Origin of the sequence: Myxococcus sp. XM-1-1-1 (genome assembly GCF_020037095.1) — a bacterium.
GTDB lineage: Bacteria > Myxococcota > Myxococcia > Myxococcales > Myxococcaceae > Myxococcus > Myxococcus fulvus.
Window position 1 is genome coordinate 157830 of sequence record NZ_JAIQDH010000012.1, and the last position, 22215, is coordinate 180044.

Annotated in this window: 19 protein-coding genes and 1 riboswitch; of the genes, 6 read left to right on the forward strand and 13 right to left on the reverse strand. The window is 69.8% G+C overall.

Translation table 11 applies throughout. The features are described 5' to 3' along the window. Window positions 1-39: 39 nt before the first annotated feature. Both K8640_RS23490 and K8640_RS23495 read right to left on the reverse strand, forming a co-directional pair. Window positions 40-339 carry a hypothetical protein gene (locus K8640_RS23490; protein ID WP_223749078.1) on the reverse strand — a complete coding sequence of 100 codons (300 nt, stop codon included), beginning with the start codon at window positions 337-339 and terminating at the stop codon, window positions 40-42. 116 nt (window positions 340-455) lie between these two features. After that, window positions 456-1823, reverse strand: coding sequence for an amidohydrolase (locus tag K8640_RS23495; RefSeq protein WP_223749079.1), 1368 nt, complete (start codon window positions 1821-1823; stop codon window positions 456-458). 200 nt (window positions 1824-2023) lie between these two features. On the opposite strand from K8640_RS23495, the gene K8640_RS23500 reads away from it, so the two are divergent. Continuing rightward, the gene (locus K8640_RS23500; RefSeq protein ID WP_223749080.1) at window positions 2024-3085 is read left to right on the forward strand and encodes a hypothetical protein; all 1062 of its coding nucleotides are present in this window, start codon (window positions 2024-2026) and stop codon (window positions 3083-3085) included. A 6-nt stretch (window positions 3086-3091) separates the two neighbouring features. Here the strand turns inward: K8640_RS23500 and sugE are convergent, their stop codons facing one another. Beyond that, entirely contained in the window at window positions 3092-3418 is a 327-nt protein-coding gene (gene sugE / locus K8640_RS23505; protein ID WP_223749081.1) for a quaternary ammonium compound efflux SMR transporter SugE, read from the reverse strand. An 18-nt stretch (window positions 3419-3436) separates the two neighbouring features. Continuing rightward, window positions 3437-3506: riboswitch (guanidine-III (ykkC-III) riboswitch) on the reverse strand. Between the two features lie 94 nt (window positions 3507-3600). Continuing rightward, window positions 3601-5307 (reverse strand): SulP family inorganic anion transporter, encoded by a 1707-nt coding sequence (locus K8640_RS23510; RefSeq protein ID WP_370640383.1) that lies wholly within the window; start codon window positions 5305-5307, stop codon window positions 3601-3603. Between the two features lie 179 nt (window positions 5308-5486). On the opposite strand from K8640_RS23510, the gene K8640_RS23515 reads away from it, so the two are divergent. The 3 genes from K8640_RS23515 to K8640_RS23525 all read left to right on the forward strand — a co-directional run bounded on the left by K8640_RS23515 (window position 5487) and on the right by K8640_RS23525 (window position 9354). Further along, window positions 5487-6206 carry an outer membrane beta-barrel protein gene (locus tag K8640_RS23515; RefSeq protein WP_223749082.1) on the forward strand — a complete coding sequence of 240 codons (720 nt, stop codon included), beginning with the start codon at window positions 5487-5489 and terminating at the stop codon, window positions 6204-6206. 108 nt (window positions 6207-6314) lie between these two features. Beyond that, complete coding sequence (locus tag K8640_RS23520) at window positions 6315-8138, forward strand: aspartate:alanine exchanger family transporter (RefSeq protein WP_223749083.1); 1824 nt, start codon at window positions 6315-6317, stop codon at window positions 8136-8138. A gap of 358 nt (window positions 8139-8496) precedes the next feature. Next, a complete protein-coding gene (locus K8640_RS23525; protein WP_223749084.1) occupies window positions 8497-9354 on the forward strand; it encodes an SMI1/KNR4 family protein in 858 nt (285 codons plus the stop codon). Between the two features lie 218 nt (window positions 9355-9572). Here K8640_RS23525 and K8640_RS23530 read toward each other — a convergent pair whose 3' ends face one another. The 5 genes from K8640_RS23530 to aspD form a co-directional block, all read right to left on the reverse strand. Next, complete coding sequence (locus K8640_RS23530) at window positions 9573-10901, reverse strand: DUF1254 domain-containing protein (protein ID WP_223749085.1); 1329 nt, start codon at window positions 10899-10901, stop codon at window positions 9573-9575. A 111-nt stretch (window positions 10902-11012) separates the two neighbouring features. Next, window positions 11013-11903 carry a hypothetical protein gene (locus tag K8640_RS23535; RefSeq protein WP_223749086.1) on the reverse strand — a complete coding sequence of 297 codons (891 nt, stop codon included), beginning with the start codon at window positions 11901-11903 and terminating at the stop codon, window positions 11013-11015. 110 nt (window positions 11904-12013) lie between these two features. Continuing rightward, on the reverse strand, window positions 12014-13153 hold the full coding sequence (locus tag K8640_RS23540) for a hypothetical protein (RefSeq protein ID WP_223749087.1): 1140 nt from the start codon (window positions 13151-13153) through the stop codon (window positions 12014-12016). A gap of 24 nt (window positions 13154-13177) precedes the next feature. Next, complete coding sequence (locus tag K8640_RS23545; protein ID WP_223749088.1) at window positions 13178-14344, reverse strand: type II asparaginase; 1167 nt, start codon at window positions 14342-14344, stop codon at window positions 13178-13180. A gap of 36 nt (window positions 14345-14380) precedes the next feature. Further along, entirely contained in the window at window positions 14381-16048 is a 1668-nt protein-coding gene (gene aspD, locus K8640_RS23550; protein ID WP_223749089.1) for an aspartate 4-decarboxylase, read from the reverse strand. A 236-nt stretch (window positions 16049-16284) separates the two neighbouring features. On the opposite strand from aspD, the gene K8640_RS23555 reads away from it, so the two are divergent. Both K8640_RS23555 and K8640_RS23560 read left to right on the forward strand, forming a co-directional pair. Next, window positions 16285-17298, forward strand: a complete 1014-nt coding sequence (locus K8640_RS23555) for a formylglycine-generating enzyme family protein (protein WP_223749090.1) — start codon at window positions 16285-16287, stop codon at window positions 17296-17298. 202 nt (window positions 17299-17500) lie between these two features. Next, window positions 17501-18571 (forward strand): ornithine cyclodeaminase family protein, encoded by a 1071-nt coding sequence (locus K8640_RS23560; RefSeq protein ID WP_223749091.1) that lies wholly within the window; start codon window positions 17501-17503, stop codon window positions 18569-18571. Window positions 18572-18581: 10 nt separating this feature from the next. Here K8640_RS23560 and K8640_RS23565 read toward each other — a convergent pair whose 3' ends face one another. The 4 genes from K8640_RS23565 to K8640_RS23580 are packed head-to-tail and all read right to left on the reverse strand — an operon-like array spanning window position 18582 to window position 22210. Next, window positions 18582-19580: an NAD(P)H-quinone oxidoreductase gene (locus tag K8640_RS23565; protein WP_223749092.1), complete on the reverse strand. Its 999-nt coding sequence runs from the start codon at window positions 19578-19580 to the stop codon at window positions 18582-18584. Then, window positions 19567-20094, reverse strand: coding sequence for a MaoC/PaaZ C-terminal domain-containing protein (locus tag K8640_RS23570; RefSeq protein ID WP_223749093.1), 528 nt, complete (start codon window positions 20092-20094; stop codon window positions 19567-19569). The genes K8640_RS23565 and K8640_RS23570 overlap by 14 nt, the downstream gene beginning before the upstream one ends. After that, the gene (locus tag K8640_RS23575; RefSeq protein ID WP_141331190.1) at window positions 20091-20981 is read right to left on the reverse strand and encodes an aldolase/citrate lyase family protein; all 891 of its coding nucleotides are present in this window, start codon (window positions 20979-20981) and stop codon (window positions 20091-20093) included. The genes K8640_RS23570 and K8640_RS23575 overlap by 4 nt, the downstream gene beginning before the upstream one ends. After that, entirely contained in the window at window positions 20978-22210 is a 1233-nt protein-coding gene (locus K8640_RS23580) for an aminotransferase class I/II-fold pyridoxal phosphate-dependent enzyme (protein WP_141331188.1), read from the reverse strand. The genes K8640_RS23575 and K8640_RS23580 overlap by 4 nt, the downstream gene beginning before the upstream one ends. Window positions 22211-22215: the final 5 nt, after the last annotated feature.

Sequence of the window (22215 nt, forward strand, 5' to 3'; positions counted from 1 at the left end):
ACCCGTGTCATGCCCCCGGGCGTAGCACACCGCCCCGACTCAGAGGCCCGGGGCCTTGGGCGCCGTGGACCGCCCCGCCGCCTTCATCACCCCCGCCTTGTCCCGGGTGATGTCCACCAGCGTCACCAGCCGGCGCCGCGCATCCACCGCGTAGTGGACGTGCAGCTCGTCCACCTGGAACGTCGCCGAGACCTCCGTCTGCGCGCCGAGCGAGGCCACGCGCTCCAGGTGGGCCTGGATGGCGCGATAGCGCTCCTGGGAGAGCCGGGCGACCTGGCTCCAGGCTCCCGCCGAAATCTCGACGGTGTACGGGCGGTGCGTGTTCCTGTGTGACTTCATGACGGTCGCTGCACAAAGCAGTCCGCGTGCCATCCGCCCTTTGAAGAAAATCGGACGGTTGGCGCACGGACCGCTTGAATCCCTGTAGAAATGTCAGCGCCGGCTGCCGACGCTTTTCAGTGCAGCCGCTTGCCTGCCTCCGGCGCCTGCTCCGCCTTGGGCTCCTCATCCAGACACGCCAGCGCGGCCATCAGCATCGACTCGCAGCCGAAGCGCAGACATTCCGGTGACGGGTTGAAGTACGGTGAGTGGTTCGACGGCAGGCTCTGCAGCTTCTCCCAGAGCGTCTTGCCTGGAGCACGCTTCCATACGTCGTGGGACGTGCCGCCGAAGTACCAGTAGACGAGCGGGACCTTCGCCTTCGACGCGTCGTTGGACGTGCGCCCGTCGAAGTACGGGAAGTCCTCGCTGCCGCTCACCATGCCCGTGTCGACCAGGTGGTCCTCGCCGAACCACGCGGCGTGCGCGGCGCGCACCCGGCGGGAGTACGAGTCGTCGTTCACCATCACCGGCGTGCGGCTTATCACCTCGATGTCCGGAGGCCGGGGCGTGCGCCCCGCCTCGCACTCCGCGCGGGCCATCCGGGAGATGGCCTCGATGAGCTGGTCCTGGAGCGCGTCGGTCGGCGTGCGCACCGACATCTCCAGCACCGCCTCGTCCGGGATGACGTTCGCGCGACTGCCCGCGTGCAGGCTCCCCACCGAGATCACCGCGCCGCCCTGGGTGAGGTCCAGCTCGCGCGAGACGATGGTCTGCAGCCGCGTCACCAGGTAGGCCGCGATGACCACCGGGTCCACCGTGGACTGCGGCCGCGAGGCATGCCCGCCCTTGCCGTGGATGCGCACCCGCACGCTCGCGGACGCCATCATCGAAGCGCCCTGGTGGTACCCCACCAGTCCCACGGGCATCGGCCCCACGTGCTGCGCGAGCGCCACGGTCGGCGTGCCGAAGCGCGCATACAGCCCGTCGTCCATCATCGCCCGAGCGCCCTGGAGCGTCTCCTCCGCGGGCTGGGCCACCATCATCAGCGTGCCCCGCCAGTGGTTGCGAGACGACGCGAGCAGCTCCGCCACGCCCACCAGACACGTCAGGTGCACGTCATGCCCGCAGGCATGCATCACCGGCACCGTGTGCCCCTGTGCGTCCTTCACCGTGACATGGCTCGCGTCGGGCCGTCCCGTCTTCTCCTCCACGGGGAGCCCATCCATGTCCGCGCGCAGGAGCACCGTGGGCCCCGGCCCGTTGCGCAAGATGCCGACGACGCCGGTACGCCCCACGCCCGAGGTCACCTCGTAGCCGATGTCCTCCAACCACTTCGCCACCTTCGCGGCCGTCCGATGCTCCTGCATGGACAACTCCGGGTGCTCATGCAGGTCCCGATAGAACGCCTCCAACCTGGGCGCGAGCTGCTCGTGCGCCGTCGTCAGCTGAGGGCGCCAGGCATGCGCGGGCTCGGTGCGTTGCAAGGTCTCCGTCACTTCCATTCCACGTCTCCTCCCCGAAAAGCGCGCGCAAGATGCCCCTCCCCGGGCCCACGCAGAGCACCGAGCTCCAACTCCCCGCCCACCAATGTCCGTGGAACGACGGCGCTCGCGTCGTCCACCCGTGGGCTGTCTTCGTCGCGACGCTGACCGCGCGCGCGGGGCAATGGTCCGCAGTGGCCACGTTCCCCACGTTGCCCGAGATGAAGACCCTTCTTCGAAGCCTCGGCGTGGGCCTGTTGCTCGGTGCGGGAGTCGCGGCGGGTGCGCCCTCGGGCGCGGAGTCCTGCCAGGAGCCCTGCGGCGCGCGCACCCGCCAACTCGCGGGACACACCTACGTGTTCCCCATCCTCCAGCAGAGCGCGTTCGTCACCTCGCACGTCGGCATCCGCGAGGGCCTGGCGCTCTATGACATCCCCGATGTGCCGGTGAATGACCTGCAGCCCCTGGACGTGACGCTCACCGGTGTCCAGCAGACGCTGGACTTGAGCCTGAGCATCACCGACTGGCTGGGCATCGCGGGCTTCGGCCGGGCCACCATCATCACCGGCACCAACGCGGACGGCCTGCTGTCCTCCGGCGCCACGGTGGACCTGCTGGGCCAGGTGGGCGGCGTGGTGCGGCTGTTTCGCAGCGAGCACAGCGGGACGCAGGTCTCCGTCCGGGCGAACTTCGGCTATGACAAGGGGCGCGAAATCACCCTGCTGCCCCTCATCAACGCCATCGTCGAGACGCCCCAGGTCACGGTGGAGCAGATCATCAACGGCAGCCTGGGACAGTTCCTGTTCGTCCCCAGCGAGGAGACGACGGCGAACGGCGGCGTCTACGCGGCGCAGACGCTGGGGCGGATGTTCTCGCTGCAGGGCTCGGCGCTGGCGGAGTACGCCTGGCAGAAGCGCAGGCCGTTCGACCGCATCCTCGGGGACCGCCTGGAGCAGAAGACCCACGCGGTGCGCTTCTTCTTCTCGCTCGCGGCGGCCCTGGACCTCTACCCCACCACGTCGGTGCCGGTGGCGGTGATGGGCGAATACCTGTTCCGCACCGGCCGCCAGGAGGAGCTCGGGCGCTCGGACCGGACGTTGAAGAACAGCTCGCTGGGGCTCGGCGTCTACTACTCGGGCCGAGCCAACCTCCAGCTCGGCCTGGGCGCGGTGGTGATGCTGAATGGCGAGCCCCAGCGGGGCTACGGCGACGAGGGCTCGCAGCAGAGCTCCGGAGACCCGACGCTGTCCTATGGACAGCTCATCCTGCGCTACGTCTGGTGAGCCCCGTCAGGGGTCCGCGCCGCTCGTCGCCTTCAGACCGATGATGGCGACCAGCAGCATCGACAGGAACACGATGCGCATCGGGGTGAGCGGCTCATGGAAGAGCACCACGCCCAGCACCGCGGCGCCGAGCGCCCCGATGCCCACCCACACCGCGTAGGCCGTGCCGATGGGCAGCGTCTTCGCCGCCGTGGACAGCAGGAACATGCTGGCCACGATGGCCGTGCCCGTGAGGATGCTGGGAACAAGACGGGTGAAGCCCTCGGTGTACTTGAGGCCGATGGCCCAGCACACCTCGAGCAGACCCGCGATGACGAGAATGATCCACGCCATGACGTACGACTCCAGAGATGAGCGTCGTCTTGTCGTGACCGGGTACGGCGCACCTCGTCCGGGCCCGCCGAACCCACCCTGGGAACGACGGACGGCGAGGTCTATAGCGCCTCGCCCCTCTGTCTTCAACGTCCTCGAATCCCCCTTCATTCCCCAGGCGGGCGGCCGGCCGGGGCCCCACGTCAATGCAAGGCCTGGAACCGCGCCACGGCGGCCTCCACGGTGAGGTAGACGTTCTGTTCCCCCAGTCGCTCCATCATCCCCGTGCGCCGCAGCATGCCTCGCAGCGGCGCGTTCGCGTCCGCGATGACCAGGACGATGCCCTCGTCCTCCAGCTCCTGGCGCAGCTTCTCCAGCCCCTCCGCCGCCGTGACGTCCAGGTCGAACACGGCGCTCGCGTCCAGCACCACCTCGCGCACGGGAGGGGACGCCTGGGCCACCAGGACGCGCACCTGCTCGCGCAGGTGCCGCGCGTTGGCGAAGAACATCGGCGCATCGAAGCGATACACCAGGAGCCCCGGAACGGTGCGCGTGCCCTCGTGCCGTGTCACGTCGTGCCACCCGGACACGCCCTCGCGCTCGCCGAGCACCGCGTCGTGGGGATGCGCGGCACGTCGGATGAGGTCCCCCAGCGCGAGCGCGACGGCGACGAGGATGCCCTGGAGGATGCCGAGCACCAGCACCGCCACCGTCGTCACCACCGCCAGCACCGCCTCCACGCGCCGCATCCGCCACAGGGCCACGAGCGAGGACACGTCCACCAGGTACACCGCCGCGACGATGACGATGGCCCCCAGCGTCACCAGCGGCAGGCTCTGGAGCAGCGGCGTGAAGAAGAGCGCGAACACGGCGACCAGCACCGCGGCCACCACGCCCACCAGCTGCGACCTCCCGCCCATCGCGTCGTTGACCGCCGTGCGCGAGTCACTTCCCGTCACCGGGAACCCTTGCGTGAAGGCACACGCCACGTTCGCCGCGGCCTGCCCGAGCAGCTCCTGGTTCCCGTCCAGCCGGTAGTGGTGCTTGTCGGCATACAGCCGCCCCGCGAGCACCGAGCTCGCGTAGTTCACCAGCGCCAGGCTGAGCGCCGCGGGCAGCAAGGCCCGCACATCCGAGAAGCCCACCCGGGGCAACCCGAACGACGGCGGCGCCGAGGCGATGGGCCCCACCACCTTCACCCCCGCGTGGTGGAGCTGGAACACGCTCGCCGCCACGGTGGTGAGCACCACCAGGATGAGCGGCCCGGGCAGCCTCGGGAGCCACTGCCTCAGCAGGACCAGACACCCGATGATGCCCACCCCCAACAGCACCGTGGGCAGGTGCATGCCGTGCAGGTTGCGGCCGACCTCCAGCACCTGTCCCGGAAAGTCCTCCGCCCGCCGCTCCAGGCCGAACATCCGCGCCAGCTGGCTGCCGATGATGATGAGCGCGGCCCCGTTCGTGTAGCCGATGAGGATGGGCTTGGAGAGGAAGTCCGCCAGCGCTCCCGTCTTGAGAAGGCCCGCCGCCAGGCTCAACAGCCCCACCATCAGCGCCAGCAGCGCCGCGAGCGACGCATACCGCGCGGGGTCGTCTCCCGGCACGACGCCGCCCAGGGCGCTCGCGGCGATGATGGCCGCGCCCGCCTCCGGCCCCAGCATCAGGTGACGCGAGGGACCGAAGAGCGCGTAGGCCAGCATGGCCGCCACGCCCGCGTACAGGCCGGTGACCGGGCGCACGCCGACAATCTGCGCGTACGCCAGTCCCTGCGGCACCAGCATCGCGCCAATCGTCAGCGCGGAGAGCAGGTCCGGGCGCAGCCAGGCCCGCGAGTAGGTGGACATCCACCCCAGCCCCGGCACGTACCGTCGGGCCCGTCGCCAGCCTGCTGTCGCCGTGAGCCTCGTCACGCCTCGACGATGTGTCCTCGGGCCCGCCGCGGCACGGGCCCCGGGGGAGGGGCAGCCGGGCGACGCTGTCCAACACGCCACGACGACCCGGCGCGAGAGGGAGCCACGAGCCCGCGCCGCGCGCGGCCCCCAGGGCACCACGTCCCCAGCTTCAGCGAGCCATGTCGTGAGGAGGTCGCATGCCTCGGTGCATCGCCAGGCTCGTGCTGTTGTCCTCGCTGCTCGTCCCCTGGGTCGCGCGAGGAGGTCCGCTGAGACAAGTCGCGGAGGACCCCGCCGCGGGCTTCGTGGAGGACTCGCCGCCGATGGCCGGGCGCTTCACCTTCAACCTGGGGGTCGGCCTCGTCTTCCCCGTCGGCGAATCACACAGTCGCTTCAAGGCGGGCTGGGGCTTCCTGCTCGGCGGCGGCTACCACTTCACCGAGCACTTCGGCCTCCGCGCCGAATACCAGTACAGCGACTACAACCTGAAGAGCGACGTCCTGCCCGACGAGCGCGTCTCCGGCGATCACATCATGCAGTACGGAGACCTCAACCTCTTCCTCGGCCTGCTGTCGGGCAGGCGTCTCGGGCTCTACGTGACGGCGGGACCGGGCCTCTACTACCGCAAGGTGGAGCTCACCCAGTTCGCCGGCACGGGGCTCGTCCCCGTGTGTGATCCCTATTTCTTCACCTGCTACACGGAGGTCGTCCCGGTGGACGTCATCCTCGACTCGCGCAGCTCCACGGACATCGGCGTGAATGGCGGCGTGGGCCTCACGTACCGGCTCTACGGCACGGTGCGCGTGTATCTGGAGGCGCGCTACCACCACATCTTCGGCCCCGAGTACCAGACGGCCACGGGCGCGCGCCGAGCGAACGGCCAGTACCTGCCCATCAACCTGGGGCTGCGCTTCTGACGACGGGCCGGCGCGTCGGCCGCCTCTCCCCGTGGGGCACGTCCGGCGAGGAGCCTGGCGCCCTACCCTGACCGGAAACGCTGGAGGGATGCACGCATGAGAAGCCAGATGCGCCATACCGCCCTGCTCGCGGGCGCCGCCGTCGTGGGCCTCGCGGTCATCGCCTTCGCACAGGGTCAGCCGGCGCCCGCCGTGCAACCCCACCCCCACGGCGTCTTCGGCGTGGTGCTGGACTACATGCGCCGGCAGCCCTTCATCCTGCTCTTCCTCGTGGTGGCCGTCGGCTACGCGCTCGGCGAGCTGAAGGTGAAGGGCGTGGGCATGGGCTCCACGGCGGCCACGCTGCTGCTGGCCCTCATCGTCAGCTTCTGGGCCTTCGACGCCTACCAGATCGAATACGCCCTGCCGGAGTTCACCAGCACGGTGTTCTTCAACCTCTTCATCTTCGCCATCGGCATGAAGGTGGGTCCCCAGTTCCTCGGCGGCATCCATCGCGAGGGCAAGCACCTCATCCTCCTGTCCCTGCTGGTGCCGCTGCTGTCGGCCGCGCTGGTCTACGCCTCGCGGTACTTCACGCACCTGGCGCCCGGTCTGCTCGCGGGCATCCTCTCCGGCGCGAACACGGCGACGCCAGGCTTCGGCGCGGCGCAGGCGGCGCTGGCGAGCGGCTCGGCGGCGCTGACGGGGGACGCCGCGCGGCAGGCGCCCGGGAACCTGACGACGTCCTACGCGTTCCTCTACTGCATCAGCATGGTGCTCTTCACCGTGATGATGTCGGTGATGCCGAAGATGTTCGGCCGCGACGCGGTGGCGGACGGCAAGAAGATGGAGAAGGAGCTGGCGGGCGAGGACTCCGCGCCGCTGCCGGGCACGGCGGACTCGTTCATCCGGGGCTACATGCCGTTGGACCTGCGGGTGTTCCGCGTGGAGAACCCCGCGCTCGAGGGTCGCACCGTGGCGGACCTGGACCATGCGCACCCTCGCGTGGCCATCGAGCGCGTCTACCACGACGGCCGCGTCTACAACCCGCCGCCGGACCTGGTGCTGAGCCGGGGCGACGAGGTGGCGATGCTCGGCCCCGTGTCGCTGCTGCTGGCGGGTGGGCCGCACATCGGCCCGGAGGTGGACGACTCCAAGCTGCGCAACGTGAAGTTCGACACGGTGGAGTTCATCGTCCACGACAAGCAGGTCGTCGGAAAGACGCTGGGAGAGCTCGCGCTGCGCATGGGCCACGGCATCTACCTCAACGCCCTGTTCCGCGCGGGTGACCAGCTGCCGGTCAGCCGTGAGCAGGTGGTGAACAAGGGCGACGTGTTGCGCATCACCGGCAGCCCCAAGCGGGTGGCGGACCTGCGCAAGGTGCTCGGTCCGCCCGTGAAGCCGAGCCTCTCCACGGACATCATCACCCTGGGCCTGGGGCTCGCGGCGGGCGCGCTGCTCGGCGCGATCACGGTTCCGCTCTACGGCATCAAGTTCAGCCTGGGCTCGGCGGTGGGCCTGCTCATCGTCAGCATCGGCCTGAGCATCCTGCGCACGCACAACCCCGCGCTCGGCGGCCCGTTCCCGGAGTCCGCGCGTCAGCTGCTCGAGGATGTGGGGCTGAATGTCTTCATCGCCATCCTCGGACTGAACTCCGGCGCGGGCGTGGCGCACGCCATCGAGGGCGGCCTCCTGGGGCCCACGCTCATCATCGGCTCCATCGCCGCCTTCATCCCGCCCATCATCGGTTGGGTGGTGGGCCAGTACATCTTCAAGATGAACAGCGCGGTGCTGATGGGCGCCATCGCGGGAGCCCGGTGCAACAGCGCCGGCATGCGGGCGGCGCAGGAGGCGTCGAAGAGCATCGTCCCCGCCATCGGCTACCCGGTGACGTTCGCCATCTCCAACCTGCTGCTGACCCTCATCTGCTACCTGTTCGCCCTGATGGGCTGAGTGAGGACGCCATGAGCAAGCCCCTTCCCTCGTGGAACGACGGCGCCACCCGACAGGCGCTGCTGGACTTCGCTGGACGAGTTGCTGCCGCACCGCTGGCAGCCGTCCTCCTCCTTCGCGCCGGACTCCTCCTGAAGTCAGGCAAGCATCGGCGCCCCTGACCTCCACGCGCGGCTTCCAGGCGGTGCGAGTGGACGAGTGCATCCGTCGGACGTCTCCCATCGGTCGGTTACCGACCCCGAGCGCTGAGCCGCCTGCACACCCGACGGCCCGCGGTGATCGAGAGGTCGCCGCGGGCTCTCGCGTCTGATTCGCGGAGATCTTTGACGCAGCATCCCTCCGGTGGTGATGTCGTTCGATGCCGCAGCCTCCCAAGGAGCTCGTCCGCGCTCTCGAACGTCTCGATGTGGCCATCCGCCGCGCCGACCCCGGGGGGCACGCCTCGTTCCTACCGCCGGCTGCGCCCGAGCAGCTGGCCGGGCTCGAGGCCGAGCTCGGGACGGCACTGCCAGGCGACCTTCGCGCCCTGTTCAGCTGGCACGATGGGACCGCGCTGGTGTCGTTCGATGGCTCGAGCGTTTACTCGATGATGGGCTGCGTCGAGGCGATCTCGACTCGTCGGTTTCTCCTCGGGTTCGACAGTGACGGTGCGCGGTTCTCCGAACATTGGGTTCCCGTGCTCACAAAGGGCAACGGCGACCACGTCGCGTATGTGCTGTCGGGAACCGAGGCCGGCCAGCTGGTCGAGTACCGACACGACGACGCCTCGCGCCCCATTTGGGCGCCCTCGCTCGCGGCACTCGTGGCCAGCGCACTGCGTACCTGGGAGAGCAAGCCCGTTCGAGAGCAGGGGGCGCTGATGCGGATCGGCGGGTGGAGCAGGGAGAGCGCGGTCCATGTGGGGGCGCTGGGGATCGGCGACGCCATCGTCGTGTGCACCCTCGGCGCGGCGATGCGCCCATTCTGGAACCTCTATGTTCAGGTCGACGCCAATCGGTGGGTGTGGGGATTCTCAGGAGCAGAAGATTGGGAGCCGGAGGCGCTCGCGGTGGCCTCGCGGGCCATCGGCGGCCCGCTGAAAGACACGAGCACCGTCGCATCCAGCGTGGACGGCCTCTTGCTCGACAACGCATGGACGTTCGAGGACCGCCCGCCGCGCGCCCCCGACGACTTGAGCATGCTGGGCGTGTACCGAGGCCGCGTCGTTCGCGCCTGACGTCGGCGGCTCGAGGTCAACCACCACGGCTCACGGGTAGCCTCGGTCCATGGGCCTTCGCACCTGTGCTGGTTGCCAACGTCACATCACGCCCCGTCGCTGACCGGACGGATACGAGGGCCGACAATCCGCCCCACCCCGCGGGGCGGACATCCCGGCCGCCAGGGACGGCGCGAGCGTCAACGGACGACACTCGCGTCGTCCCGCGGAGCCGGGGCTCAGTCGTTCAGCGCCTCGACGGCTGGAGGCACATAACGCCCCCGGAGCGCGGCCTCGGTGGGACCATAGAGCCGCAGCAGGAGATAGAACGGCCCTGTGGGCACCGGCAGCCAGTTGGACTGACGCGCGGCCTCCGGGGGCGTGCTCTGGAGGAAGAACGAGATGGAGCCATCCTCGGACCGCCTCAACGTGCGCGAGCGATCTCCCAGCGAGTACCGGTGGATGTCGTTCTCCACCAGCATGTGGCTCTTCGCGTCGTACGCGGTGAGGGACCAGAAGAAGCGCACCGGAGGAATCGCCTCCTTCGGGAAGCGCAGCACGTAGCGGGCACGCGCCCCATCGAGCGGACGGCCGGCGCCATCCAGGTGGGTGATGGGATAGACGGCCTCGGCCGCTGAGTTCGCGTAGAGGTAGTTCCACGCCACGCGGGCGCGCAGCGCGTAGTCGTCGCCGAAGTCACCCACCTTCGGGTCCGGCAGCTCCCACCCCTGATGCAGCATCGGCCGCTGCTGGATGGACTCGCGGGCCTCGCGGACTCCCGCCAGCATCGCGTCACGGAGGTCCGGTGGCAGCGACTTCGCGTCGAAGGACTCCCCGGGGCGCACCCCGACGCGCGCGAGCCTTGCCAGCAGCGGTCGCTCCGCATCGGAGAAGCGGTGCCACCGCATCATGAAGTTGATGTACTCGAACGCCTTCAGCGACGCGTCCGCCTTGTCATCGAAGTACGGAGGCCACGACACCTCGGGGAGCTTCGGCGCCGACTGCCCGGAGAACACGTGGAGCGGCGTCGCCTTGAACTCCCGCTGCAGCGGGACCGCGGCCGCCAGGTCCTTCGGACCGTCCACGCCGACGCGCAGCAGCGCCGCCACGAACCAGGAGTCGGAGCGGATGATGCTCGCGTCCTTCAGCGGCTCGGGCAGCGGCCCCGTCCAGTCAGGCCCCGAGACGACGAACCGCCCGGGGGCCGTGCCCGTGGCCCGCGTGCCGATGTACGGCAGGTTGTTCGTCGTGATGTCGACCAGCTGGATGCAGAAGTAGCGCCCGTTCAGCTCCGGCGTCTCCACCACCACGGGCCCGCCTCGCAGGTCCAACACCGCCACCGAGTAGAGCGTGTCGTTGTTCGGGGAGACGACCTCCCGGTCCTCGGAGGTGAACAGCCGGGAGAAGTGCAGGAACTGGTTGGCGGGCCGGAGCTGTGGCGACTCCGGACGGAAGTTCAGCGCGAACAGCCGGTAGTGCTCCACCAGGGGCAGGCCGAAGACATACGCCTCACGCGCGATGTCTCGCGCCTCCTGGGGCGACAGCCCCGTGGTCGATTGCTCCAACATGACTCACCTCGATGGCGTGGGTGCCGGGTCCGAAGCCCGGCTCATGCCCGCAAGCTGAGCCGCCACTTCCACCCGGGCAACACCGTCGCCGGACGACAGGAGGTGAGCCCGCTACGCCGGCACGCCACCCGGAGGAACCCGCTTCGAGCCCTCGGACTCTCCATGGCGCTTCACCCACAGCTTGTACGGGGTCAACGCCAGGACGCGGATGACGACGTACGCGCCCACCACGCCCGCCACCTCGAGCGCCCGGTAGTTCGGATAGCTCTGGGTGATGATGGTCATCGACAACACCGGGTGCGCGAAGGCCGCGGCCAGCACCACCGCCTTGCGGTCCTCCATTCGCGGCGCCCCCGCCCAGTGTCCCAGCACGGCCGAGATCGTCACCAGCAACACCAACGCCACCACCGCGAGCCACGCGGTGTGGATGAGCTTCGGACCGACGATGAAGAGCACGCCCACCGACACGGCGATGAGCAGCACGTTGAACACCCGACCACACCAGCGCGCGAGCGTCCGGGCCAGGCTCGGGAAGTAGTGCCCCACCGCGACTCCCACCATGAGCGGAGGGACGATCTTCACCAGCAGCAGCCGGAAGACCAGGCTCGGCGCCGCCCTGAACTCGACGCCCAGGAGCCGGTCCACGCCCCGCACCCAGAGCGGCACCGTCACCAGCGCGCAGAGGCTGAGCAGCAACAACAGGTTGAGGGACGTGGTGCTGCTGGCGCCCAGGGAGCGGGCCTGGTTCACCTGGAGCGGCGCGCCCGGACAGACGGCCATGAGCAGCACGGCGCTGGCCACCACCGTCGGCAGCCGGAAGACATGGACCAACGCGATGGCCACCAACGGCACCAGCAGGAGCACCACCAGCAGCGAGCGCGCATACAGCGCCGGGCGCTCCAGGACGTGCCGGATGTCACCGGGCCTTCGCTCCAGGCCCTGGGTGAACATGAACAGGGTGACGATGTTGCCCAGCACGAACACGGCCAGGGTCCTGAGCATGCTCGCCTCCTTCCAAGCGGCATGCACACCGGCCGCCGTCGTTGGATATCCTCACGTCCGCCCCCTGCCGACAGTCCTCGGCGGACAGGCACCCGAGCGCAGGCCGCCGCTCAGCTCATGCTCTGGCGCAGCTGGTTCACCACCGCCAGGAACTGCCGGTCCACCATCAGCAGGATGACGAGCGGCGCCAGCCCGGCCCCTCCCACCGCCAGCAGCCCGCGCTGGTCCCACGGGAACAGCTTCATCTTGCGAGCCACCATGAAGGACGAGCCCAGGTCCGCCAGCGACGAGAAGTCCGGCGCGCCGAGCGCGGGGAGCTCGGGCTTCTTCTGGAACCATCGGTCCTCGAACTCGCGCGAGTGGTGCGCCGCGACGGCGGAGAACCACGGGTCCCCTCGCCGCTTCGCCGCCACCAGCGGCCGGAAGAAGCACGCCAGTGGCGCGAAGACGGCCAGGCAGGCCAGCACGGCGTAGAGGACCTGGGGCATGATGTAGACCAGCGGGGACTCGGTGATGGCGGCGGCGTTCGTCCGGAACGAGTATGACGCCACCGGCACGGACACCGCGAACACCACCGGCGCGAAGCTGGCCTGACAGACGGCCAGGAACCCCAGGCCGCCCGACTGGTCCGGGTGCGTGAAGGCCAGGCGAAGCGGAAGCCGCGAGACGCGCAGCAGGAAGACCGCCCACACGATTCCGCGCCACAGCCACCGCAGCACCAGGAAGCGCACCAGCGGCTGGGCCACGCAGAGGTACCAGCCGCCCGCGAGCGACGGCTGGCCCCAGGACGACACCTGCCACGCCCGCGACGGGTCCGGCGAGGTGAGCCACGCGAACGCGATGACCAGCCCCAGCAGCAGCAGCTCCACGCCCGCCGAGTCACACCACCGCGTGCACCTCCGGGCCAGCGCCTCCAGCGCGCCCCGTCCCCCCTCGCCCACCAGGTCCGCCCGGAGGAACTGACGCGCCGCCGCGACCAGGCGGCTGTCGATGTAGGGGCCCGACGCCACGAGCACCGGCAGCGACAGCAGCAGCTCGCCATGGACCTGGAGATCCCGAAGCAGCAGGCGCGGGGCGTCGCCCCCCTGCATCCACGTCATCAGGACGAGCGGCCCCCAGCACCCCAACGCGAGCACGAGCGCGAAGAAGCCGGAGCGGCGCGGCTCGACACCGCGCAGCCGCCGTCCCAGCGTCTGGAATGGACCGCCCCTCACCAGCGAGAAGTCCGACAGCGTCTGCGAGCCCACCATGGGAGCACCGCGAGGCGGAGGGCCTCAGTACTCCTCGAACATCCGCTGGACGCGCGTGGGGTCCTTCGTCTCCAGCAGCGCCAGTTGGAGCAGCACGCGCGACTTCGCGGGGTTCAGCTCGCCCGAGGCCACGAAGCCCTTCTGGTCGTCGTTGATTTCGTTGTTGCGCAGCACCAGGCCGCTCGGCAGGCGCGTGCTGCGCACCACCACCACGCCCTTCTTCACGTGCTTCGCCAGCGTGTCGAGCGCGGGCTGGGTCATGTTCCCATCCCCCACCCCCGCGATGACCAGCCCCTTGGCGCCGTTCTTCACCGCCGAGTCGATGAGGTCCGGGCTCATGTTCGCGTGTGCGTAGAGGATGTCCACGCGCGGCAGCGCGCTCTCGCCCGCGATGGAGAACTCGGAGTCCACCGTGTGCCGCTTGTCCATCTTCTCGAACCAGTGGATGTCACCCGTGTTGACCACGCCCGCGGGCCCGCGGTTCAGGCTGCGAAAGGTCTCCACGTTGGTGGTGTTCGTCTTCGTCACGTTCCGGGCCGCGTGGATTTCGTCGTTGATGACGATGAGCACGCCCCGCCCCTTCGCCTCCGGCGACGCCGCCACGGCCACCGCGTTGTAGAGGTTGCCCGGCCCGTCCGCGCTGGTGGCGGTGGCGGGCCGCATGGAGCCCACCAGGACCACCGGCTTGTCGCTCTTGACCACCAGGTCCAGGAAGTACGCCGTCTCCTCCAGCGTGTCCGTGCCGTGCGTGACGACGACGGCGTCCACGTCCGGCGAGGCCAGCAGCTCGTTGGTCCGCTTCGCCAGCTTCAGCCACACCGCGTCGTTCATGTCCTGGCTGCCGATGTTCACCACCTGCTCACCGGATAGCCGCGCCAGCTTGTCCAGGTTCGGCACGCTCTTGATGAGGTCCGCCACCTTGAAGGCCCCCGCCTTGTAGCCATACCCCTGGGGGTTGCCCTGCGAGCCGGCGATGGTGCCGCCCGTCGCCAGGATGCGCACCGACTGCAGCGGCGCCGCGTCCTTGCCGTCCTTCGCCTTCGTGTCCGCCGGGGCCCCGCGGGTCGACGACGCCTCCGCGCCTGGGGACGTGGGCCGCGCCGAGCCCTCCTGCGCGGCGATGCCCGCGCCCGTCAGCAGCAGGCCGACCGCGCACAACAGTCCTCGCATCGAGTTCTTCGAGCCATTCATGATGGGCCTCCGTCGAAGGTGGGCATCTTCGCGCGCTCACGAGTCCAGCTCGCGCCCCTTCCACTCCTGGATGGCGCGGATGACGATGTCCTTCAGGCCCTGGCCGATGCGCGGGTAGGCCTCGTCGTCCAGGTTCGCCAGCGACACGCGGGCCGACCACTCCGGCCCCTCGAAGCCGCTGCCGTTGAGCAGCACCACGCCATGCCTGCGCGCCAGCGCGAGCACGATGTCGAGCGGGTCATGCCGCGCCTCCTCGTACTCCACGAAGTCCTTCCCCACGTGCTTGCGCCCCCACGCCTCCAGGTCGAGCGTCTGGTAGTACGCCGAGCGCAGCGGGTCCTCCGGCAGGTCCACGCCCAGGCCCTGGTACAGCGCGGCCAGCCGCTCGCGGCAGATGCGCCGGCAGCGCTTCTTGTACGCGTCGTCCTTGTCCAGGAGCGCGAACAGCGAGAACAGCGACATCTGGAGCTGCTGCGGCAGGGACAGGCCCGCGGTGTGGTTCAACGCCACCGCGCGGCTGTCCGCCACCATCCGGTCGATGAACTTCAGCCGCTCGGGCTCGAGGGTGATGGAGCCGTAGCGCTCCTCGAGCATCTCGCGCTGGGCGGCCGGAAGGCGCGCGATCATGTCGTCGAGGATGTTGTCCTCGTGGAGCGCGACCACGCCCAGGCGCCAGCCGGTGCACCCGAAGTGCTTCGAGTACGAGTAGACGAGCAGCGTGTTGTGGGGCAGCTCCGCCGCGAGCGAGCGGAAGCCGTCCACGAACGTGCCGTACACGTCATCCGTCAGCAGCAGCAGGTCCGGCCGCTTCTTCCGGACGATGTCCACCAGCAGGTCCAGCGACTCACGCCGCATCGCCGTCGCGCCCGGGTTGCCGGGGTGGACCACGAAGAAGGCCTTGATGCGCGGGTCCTCCAGCTTGCGCAGCTCCGACTCCGGATACTGCCATGAGTGCCGCCCCTCCTCGGTCATCTCGCTCTGCCGGATGTCCACCGTGCGCAGGTCGAACTCCTCCAGGCGCGGAATCTCCAGGTAGGGCGTGAAGATGGGCGTGCCCAGGGCGATGGTGTCCCCCTTCTGGAGCAGGCCGTTCACCATCAGCGAGCGGAAGATGTACGTCATCGCCGCGGTGCCGCCCTCGACGGCGAACAGGTCGAAGCGCCCCGGCGGCGGACGGCCATCACACATCTCCTTCGCCAGATAGGACTGAACGATTCGCTCCGCGTGGACGAGCATCCGGTCCGGCACCGGATAGTTGTCGCCGATGGCCGCGTCGGTGAGCTCCCAGACGAACGCGTCCTCGTCGAAGCCCAGCTCGCGCACGCCGTGCTCCAGCGAGTCGCGCAGGAGCCTCACTGCCGCGCTGTCCTCCTGTGCGTCCAGGAAGCCGCGCAGCCGCCGGGCGATGCCCGGTGACTTCGGCATGCCCGCCAGCCCCACCTCGGGCTCGTTCCAGGTGCGGCGGCTCTCGCTCAGCGCGAACTGCCCCATCAGGAAGAACGCCTCGCGCGGCGTGGTGGCAATCCAGTTGGGGTTGCCCCGCCCCGCGTTGAGCATCACCGCCGCGCGCGTCTTCGCGGACTCGTCCGCCATCTCGATGAGCGTGTCCTTCAGCTCGAAGGGGCTGAGCTTGTGGAGCTCGCGGGGCGTGGTGGTGTCCGTCTGCTCCCTCACGCGCGTCTCCGTCTCGGTCCTCGTCTCCATGAGCCCCTCCTGCACGTTGGCGACAGGACGTTGTCCACGCGTGCACACGCCGCCAATCCGAAGGCGGACACGCCGCGGGCGCTCGCAGGTCCGGGTGCCTCCGAGCGCCCGGGGCCCCTCGGTCGCCCCGCCCCGCGGGGCCCGGTTGTCCCGCGCGACGAAGCCACCCAGCTTGCCGCCTGGGGCCACGAGCGTGCCCCTCCACCGGTGTGGACAGACGAAGAGCGAGGCGGCGGATGAGCGTGGATGTCGTCGGTGAAACCCAGGGCCTGCAGTCCCCCGTCTCGCGCAACGAGGTGGCGGAGAAGGACGCACCCGCCATGGACCTGGTGTGGATTCCGGGCGGCACCTACTGGATGGGCTCCGACCATCACTATCCCGAGGAGAAGCCCGCGCACCAGGTGACGGTCAGCGGCTTCTGGATGGACCGCCACACGGTGACCAACGCTGACTTCGCGCGCTTCGTCGAGGCCACCGGCTACGTCACCGTCGCCGAGCGTCCGCTGAATCCGGACGACTTCCCCGGCGCCACGCCGGAGCTGCTCGTGCCCGGCTCACTCGTCTTCCGCAAGACGGCCCGGCGCGTGAGCCTGAAGGACCTGACGCAGTGGTGGGCCTATACCCCCGGCGCCTGCTGGAAGACCCCGGAAGGGCCCGGCAGCACGTGGCTCGGCCGCGAGCGCCACCCGGTGGTCCACGTCGCCTATGAGGACGCGGAGGCCTACGCCACCTGGGCCGGCAAGGCCCTGCCCACCGAGGCCGAGTGGGAGCGCGCGGCCCGCGGCGGCCTGGACCGCAAGGTGTACGTCTGGGGCGACGAGTTCTCTCCGGGAGGCCAGCAGATGGCCAACATCTGGCAAGGAGAGTTCCCCTGGCAGAACCTGAACACCGATGGGTTCGAGGGGACCTCGCCAGTCGGGAGCTTCCCACCCAACGGGTATGGGCTCTTCGACATGGCGGGCAACGTGTGGGAGTGGACCTGCGACTGGTATCAGGAGCGCCACCAGGGCAACGGCGGCAAGGCGTGCTGCATCCCCGTCAACCCGCGCGGCCCCGCCTCCAGCGGCAAGAGCCTGGACCCGAGCCTTCCGCACGTGAGCATCCCCCGCCGCGTCCTCAAGGGCGGCAGCCACCTTTGCGCGTCCAACTACTGCCTGCGCTACCGCCCCGCCGCGCGCTCGCCGCAGTCCATCGACAGCGGAACCTCGCACATCGGATTCCGATGTGTCGTCCATGTCTCGGACGCGTGAGACGCCAACGTTCCGCCCGGAAAAAACGACCGGGTTCCGCTGGGTTGGGCCCCCCCTGTCGTGAACACGAAAGCCCTGCTAGTTTGCGCTCCCATTACAGAGCTGTGTTATCAGCAGATCCTGTTTCGCGAGTCAGCGACTGAAACAGCGGATTGGCCCAGGGGACACTCGAGTGAAGAGCGACGCGACACGGACACTGTTGGTGACTCGGGCGGACCTGCGCTGCATCGTGGAGGCAGTGGGTGCGGACGCGCTGATGGACGAGCTCATCCGCGCGCTCACCGACGCGCTGCGCACGTTCGACGGAGAGCTCACCGAGGTGCGCAAGCGGGATGGCTTCCTGACGGAGCATCCGCGCCAGCCCGGGTGTCTCGAGTGGATGCCGGTGATGCAGAAGGGCGGCGCCGTCACCGTGAAGATGGTGAGCTACAGCCCGTTCAACCCCGAGGAGCAGGGGCTGCCCACCATCATCGCGACCAACAGCCTGTATGACTCCAGGACGGGCCACCTGGTCGCGCTGATGGACGGCGTGTTCGCCACGGCGCTGCGCACGGGCGCGGCCTCCGCGGTGGCCACACGCTGCCTGGCCTCGCCGGACAGCCGCGTGCTGGGCCTGGTGGGCTGCGGCGCGCAGGCGGTGACGCAGCTGCACGCCATCAGCCGCGTGTTCCCGCTCACGGAGGTGCTCGCGTACGACACGAACCCGGAGGCGCAGGCGTCGCTCGCGCGTCGCACGGCGTTCCTCGGGCTGGACGTGAAGCAGGTGTCGCTTTCGGAGCTGGAGGAGCGCTCGGACATCATCTGCACCGCGACCTCCATCGCCGTGGGCGCCGGCCCCGTCATCTCCGGCAAGGCGCTCAAGCCGCACGTGCACGTCAACGCCGTGGGCTCGGACCTGCCGGGCAAGACGGAGCTGCCGCGCGCGCTCCTGGAGAAGAGCCTGGTGTGCCCGGACTTCACCGTGCAGGCGCTGGTGGAGGGCGAGTGCCAGCAGTTGAAGCCCGAGCAGGTGGGCCCGGACCTCGTCACGCTGGTGAAGAACCCGGACCGCTACGAGTCCTGGCGCCAGAAGGCCACCGTGTTCGACTCCACCGGGTACGCGCTGGAGGACCAGGTCGTCACCGCGCTGTTCCTGCGTCACGCGGAGCGGCTGGGGCTGGGCACGTCGGTGGGGCTGGAGACGGTGGGCGGCGACGCGCTGGACCCGTACTCGCTCCTGCACGAGCCGGGGGCCGCGGCCCGCGGCAACCTGCGCCGCGCCACGGGGAGCTGAAGCCACCGCCTCAGAGCTCCAGGAGGATCTTCCCGAAGCTCGCGTTGGATTCCATGTACCGGTGCGCGTCCGCCACGCGCGCCAGCGGGAAGGTGGTGTCGATGACCGCGCGCACGCGGCCGTCGACGAGCCGGGGCAGCCAGCGCTCGCGGAAGCGCTGGACGACGGCGACCTTGGCGGCCAGGGGCAGCGGACGCAGCGCCATGCCCTTGAGCTGGAGGCGGCGCAGCACCACCTGCTTCAGGTCCAGGTCGCCGCGGATTCCGTCCATCAACCCCACGAGCATCAGCGTGCCGCCGAAGCGCAGCGCGCGCAGGTTGCGGCCCAGCGCCGCGCCTCCGACGAAGTCCTCCACCACGTCCAGGCCGCGGCCCTTCGTCCACTCGGGCACCGCGTCCGCGAAGTTCTCCCGCGTGCGCACCACGCCCGCGGAGGCGCCCAACGCCAGACACCGGCGCAGCTTCTCGTCGCTGCCCACGGTGACGAAGACGGTGGCGCCCACCTCGCGCGCCACCTGGATGCACGCGGTGCCGATGCCGCTGCCCGCGGCGTGGATGAGCACGGACTGACCGGGCCCCAGTCCGCCCAGCTCGACGAGCGACTCGTGCGCGGTGCAGTACGCCTCGGGCGCGGCCGCGGCCTCGACGAAGGACCAGCCCTCCGGAATCGGGAGGGCCATCCCCTCCTCCATCAGGCACGCCTCCGCGTAGCCGCCGCCGTCCACCAGCCCGAAGACGCGCGCGCCGGGCTGGAAGGCGCGCACCTCGTGGCCCACGGCCTCCACCTCGCCCGCGACCTCGATGCCGAGCAAGGGACTGGTGACGCCGGGAGGCAGCGTGTAGCCGCCGGCGCGCTGGCTGGTGTCTCCGCGGTTGAGGGCGGAGGCGCGCACGCGCACGAGGAGCTGACGGGGGCCGGGGACGGGCCGGGGTCGGGTCTCCAGGTGGAGCTGCTCCGGACCGCCTGGAGTCCGCACGACGACCGCGGTCATCACCTCAGTAGTTCGCATCCACGTCCACGCCATGGCGCCGCAAGGGCACGAGGAAGGAGCGCTCGAAGGTCATCACGACGGTGCCGTCCGCCTTGAGGCCCCTGGTCTCCACGGTGACCACTCCCTGTTTCGCGCGAGAGCGGGACCTCCTCTTGGCCAGCACCCGGCTCTCCGCGTACAGGGTGTCCCCCACGAAGACGGGGGCCGTCAACCGGATGCGGTCCCACCCGAGGTTCGCCACGCCCTTGGCGCTGGTGCTGTTCAGACTCATCCCCCCGACGATGGCCAGGGTGACGAGGCTGGACATCAGCGGCCGCTTCCACTCGGTCTTGCTGGCGTAGACGGCGTCGATGTGGAGCGGGTGGGTGTTGAGGCTGAGCAGCGACTGCCACATGTTGTCCACGTCGGTGAGGGTGCGGCCGGGGCGGTGCTCGAAGACATCGCCCACCTCGAAGTCCTCGTAGAACAGCCCGTGTGTCTCGCGGTAGCGCTGCTTGCCCACCTTCTTGTGGGCGGCCACCATCTTCTTCATGAGTCCCCGCTCCCGGAGCCCGCGCGAAGGTGGACGGGCGCCATGGCCTCGTCATGCTGGACGCTCGCCAGCACCCGCCGCGCCACCGTCACGAGCGGGGGGCCAATCATGCTCCCTCCGACCACGTGGATGCCGCCCTTTCCGTCACCCGCCTGCGCGAGCACCCGGCGCGCGTGGGCCACCATCTGCGGCGTGGGCCGCAGCGCCGCGTGCACCACGCCCACCTGGTCCGGGTGGATGACGATCTTCCCGGTGTAGCCCAGCGCCCCCACCTTGCGCGTCTCCTCCTCCAGCCCCGACAGGTCTCCCAGGCCGAAGTACGGCGAGTCGATGGCGTTGAGCCCCGCGATGGCCGCCGCCATGGCGATGCGCGAGCGCGCATAGAGCATGGGCTCCCAGGACAGGGACACGCCCATCTGCGCGGACAGGTCCGCGGCGCCGAAGATGAGGCCGCGCAGGCGGGGCGCGGACAGGGCGATGGCGTCCACGGCCTCCACACCGCGCGCCGTCTCGATGATGGCCAGGAGCGACAGCTCCGGGAAGCGGTCTCCCAGGAGCGCGTCCAGCTGCTGGATTTCGGCGGGCGACTCCACCTTGGGCAGCAGCAGGGCATCCAGTCGCGCGTTGGAGTCCAGCAGCGCGAGCACGTCGCGCAGGCCCGCCTCGGTGCGCAGGCTGTTGATGCGCAGGCACAGCGGCCCGCGTGGGCGGGAGGAGGACAGATAGGACAGCGCCAGCCGGCGAGCCTCCGACTTCAGGGCGTGGGGGACACCGTCCTCCAGGTCGAGCAGTCCCATGTCCGCGCCCACCTCCACCGCCTTGTCGAAGCGGGAGGGGTCGATGGCGGGCGTCACCAGGAAGGACCTGCACTGCAAGGGCATGGTCATGATGCGAGTGGCTCCGAGGTCCCGGGCGCCGCCAGCTCCAGCACTGCGTCACACAGCCGCTGGAGGTCCTCGGTGGACAGGTTGGAGCGCAGCATGATGCGAAGCCCCGCCCGCCCCTTGGGGACGATGGGGAAGAACACGGCGGAGGAGTAGAAGCCCGCGGCCATCAACCGCCGCGAGCGCTCCACCGCCAGGGGCTCGGGCCCCACGTCGATGATCTTGATGGGGAAGTCCTCGCCCGCGGTCCGCGTGGGCACGCGCTCGTCGAAGTAGCGCACGTTGGCCCGGAGGGCGCGCTGTCGCTCGGCCAGGTCGGCGCCCCCGTGCAGCCGCGCCGAGGCCAGGCTCGCGCCGATGGCCGGAATCGACAGGCTCTGGGACCAGCCCAGCGGCCCCGCGAAGCGGCCCACCAGGTCCGCGTGCTGCTGGGGCCCCAGCATGACGGCCCCGCCCGCCGTGCCGAAGCCCTTGCCCAGCGAGCCGATGATGATGGTGCGCGAGTTGACCTCGCCGCCCATCGTCGCGCGCACGTAGCCCTCGCCCGACGCGCCGTAGATGGAGAGCGAGTGCGAGTCGTCGAAGTAGAGGAACAGCCCGTACTTGTCCTGCAGGTGGAACAGGTCCTTCACGATGGCCACGCCGCCCATGGAGTAGAAGCCGTCCGCCACGTACGCGACGCGCGCGTGCTTGCGGCAGAGGTCCTCCAGGAAGTCCAGGTCGTTGTGCGGCGCGGTGATGACGTGCGTCTCATCCGCGCAGATGGGCTTGATGAGGTTCATCGAGAAGTGCGCGGACTTGTCGAAGACCAGGATGGGCTTGTGCCCGTCGGGCAGCAGGTGGCCGGACGCGATGAGGGGCAGGAGGCCCGCGCTGGCGGAGCTGGCGGAGTTGGTGACGATGGTCTTCGCGCGCCAGCGGTGGCTCAATTCCTCCTCGAGCGCGTCCAGGTCCGCCAGCCGGATTCGCAGCCGGGAGATGGACATGCACAGGGTGCGCTCGCGCTGGAGCACGTCGATGGCGCCCTGGAGCACGTCCGGGTGCGAGTCCAGCCCCAGGTACGAGCACGAGCACATGTTGATGAACTCACGGCCATCCGGCAGTGCCAGCGTGCCGCGTCCGGTGTTGTGCACGGACAGGTCCAGCAGCCCCGCTTCCTTCGCCGACGTGAACGACGGGTTGCCGTGGCCGATCATCGACTCCGTGTTGCGATAGCGATTCTTGAGTTCCATGACGG